Annotated in this window: 2 protein-coding genes; one reads left to right on the plus strand and one right to left on the minus strand. The window is 58.9% G+C overall.

The genetic code is table 11. The annotated features are described in order from the left end of the window. Nucleotides 1-139: 139 nt before the first annotated feature. A complete protein-coding gene (locus NW818_RS13670; protein ID WP_414424862.1) occupies nucleotides 140-1,204 on the plus strand; it encodes an o-succinylbenzoate synthase in 1,065 nt (354 codons plus the stop codon). Here the strand turns inward: NW818_RS13670 and prfB are convergent. Further along, nucleotides 1,201-2,332, minus strand: a protein-coding gene (gene prfB / locus NW818_RS13675; RefSeq protein ID WP_414424863.1) for a peptide chain release factor 2 whose coding sequence is annotated in 2 segments (ribosomal slippage) — nucleotides 1,201-2,259 and nucleotides 2,261-2,332 — 1,131 coding nt in all. Because the reading frame shifts where the segments join, the coding sequence is not laid out codon by codon here. The two genes, NW818_RS13670 and prfB, sit on opposite strands and share 4 nt — an antisense overlap. Between the last annotated feature and the right edge of the window lie 353 nt (nucleotides 2,333-2,685).

Consider the following 2,685-nt stretch of genomic DNA (forward strand, 5'->3'; position numbering starts at 1 on the left):
TGCGGGGCTCCTGCGCTAGTAAGCTGAATAGCAGCCCTCTGAGAAAACTGGCGTTTTTCCTTTCTTTATCTTGCTTGAGCTTTTTGTGGCTGGTAGGCACAGCAGATCATCTGCAGGGGATACCCAAAAAGAGGGATCCGTGCCGCTTGGGCGGCTGGAAAAGCGGTTTTCCTTTGCGTTTTGCCCCTACTGGCGTCCCTTTCGGCGGCCCCTGCGTACCCACCACGGACTGTGGTCCTTGCGCGAAGGGATCCTGATCCGGCTTACGGATCGGGAGACAGGCTGTCAAGGATATGGGGAAATTGCTCCCATCCCTTGGTTTGGCAGCGAGACCTTAGAGCAGGCTCTGGCGTTTTGTCGGCAGTTGCCCCCTCTTTTGTCGGAGGCGTATATTTTGGGGATCCCAGAAGCACTGCCGGCCTGCCGGTTTGGGTTGGAAGGCGCTTGGCTGGCCTGTCGGGATCCCGATTGGTTGAACAAGGATCTCTCTCTACTCTCTTTCTGTGAACTTTTGGGGGAGACCCTGCCGCCGGAATCTTACAAGGACTCCTACAAGGACTCCGTCCCACTCACGCGGTCGGTGTACAAGCTCAAGGTGGGGAGGGATCCCATGCAGCAGGAGTTGGAGAAGCTGGAGCAATGGCTGGAGCGGTTGCCGCCGGGATCCCATCTGCGTTTGGATGCCAATGGGGGGTTAACGCTTGCGGAGGCCCACCGGTGGCTGATGGTTTGTGATCGGCTCAACCAGGCCTCGCCGGTCAAGATCGAGTTTTTGGAGCAGCCTCTGCCGCCGGATCAGCACGCCCATTTGGTGGAGCTCAGCCGCCAGTACCAAACCCCCGTTGCTTTGGATGAATCGGTGGCCTGCCTGGAACAGTTGCAAGCCGTCCATCGCTCAGGATGGACAGGGATCCTGGTGGTGAAGCCGTCTCTGGTGGGCTCCTGCATCGCGCTGCGGGAGTATCTCAGCCGACATCCCGGCCTGGATCTGGTCTTTTCTTCGGCGCTGGAGACTGCCATCGGCGCTTGGCATGGACTGGCCTGGGCGGGATCCCTGCAAGCCAAAACCGCCTCTCCCCGGGCCGTGGGATGGGGGGTAGGGGAGTTTTTCCAGGAAGGGGATCCCCTGACCTTGACCCAGCTCTCAGCCCAGGAGCGGGCTGCCCTCATGCAGGCGGTGTGGGAGCGCTACAGCCGGCCCTAGACTGCGGCGGCCTGTTGTTTGGCGTATTCCTGCCGCAGATAGGCCTGGATAAAATGCATCAGCTCCTCCGGCTCGCCGTTCATAAAGGCCTCGACATTGTAGGTTTCGGCGTTGGTGCGGTGATCTTTGATCAGCTTGTAGGGATCGAAGGTGTAGGTGCGAATACGCCCCCCAAAGCCCTGAGTCACCATCTCGCCGCGAATCTCGGCCAGCTTTTGTCTGCGTTTTTCTTCTTCCATCTCGATCAGCTTGGCCTTCAAGATCTGGATGGCCCGCTCTTTGTTTTGCAGTTGGGAGCGCTCTTCGGTACAGCGCACGGCAATGCCGGTGGGCTTGTGGATCACCCGCACTGCTGTTTCCACTTTGTTCACGTTTTGGCCACCTGCTCCACCCGAGCGGGAGGTCTCGAACTCCAGATCTTCCATCTTCAGCTCATACTCGCTTTCCTCTTCCAGGATCGGCATCACCTCTACGCCGGCGAAGCTGGTTTGCCGTTTGCCGTTGGCGTTGAAGGGGCTGATGCGCTCCATCCGGTGGTTACCCTTCTCGGCAGAGAGATAACCATAGGCGTAGGGGCCTTCGATCAGCAGGGTGGCGGACTTGATGCCGGCTTCGGCACCTTCGGAGTATTCCGAGAGGCTGACCTTGTAGCCCTGGTTTTCGGCCCAGCGGGTGTACATTTTCAGGAGCATTTCCGCCCAGTCCTGGGCGTCGGTTCCCCCTGCGCCGGCGGTGATGGTGAGGATGGCACCGTTTTTGTCGTAGGGGCCGGAGAGCAGTTGCTGTAGCTCCCACTGGCTCAACTCCCGCTCCACCACTGCCAGGGATCCCGCTGTCTCGGCTAGGAGTTCTGGATCGGGCTCTTCTTGGAGCAGCTCGAGGGCGCTGGCGGCATCTTCCAGGCGATCCTTCCAGCGGTGCACCTGATCCCAGGAGGCCTTGAGGCTGTTGAGCTTTTGCAGGTGGCGGCGGGCTGCCTCTACATCATTCCAAAACTGCGGCTGCGAGGCTTCTTGCTCTAGGATGGCAATCTGTTGCTCCAAGTGGGGCAGGTCAAAGATAGTCCTGAGCGTTGCTCAGGCGCAAGGTGAGCGATTCTAGGGTGCGTCTTAGATCGGCAAGTTCCATAGAGAGCAGCAAGCTGTTTGCGCGTCGGATCCCATCCTAACCTGTGGGCCGGCAACTCAATCAAGGGATGGAGCCCTTCTGTGGGGCAGTTCCTGGCCGTTCCCATTGCAACAGCATTGCGATCCCTTGTCCATAGCAACAACCCCGCCAGAGGCAGGACGGAGTCCTTTGGCTTCTGCCGAAAGATCCCTGTTGAGGTGGCTCAAGCCTATAGCAGAATAAAGAATTCGGTTTCGGAGGCTGCGATGCTGAAGGTCTTTTCCTTGCTTTCCGGGCTGGTTTTGGCGGGAGGAGTGGCTGCTTTGGCCATCACCAATCCCACCTTAGAAGAGCATGCCTCTAACCCCCAAAAC

This window comes from Synechococcus sp. R6-5, assembly GCF_047461775.1.
In the GTDB taxonomy this organism is placed as follows: domain Bacteria; phylum Cyanobacteriota; class Cyanobacteriia; order Thermostichales; family Thermostichaceae; genus Thermostichus.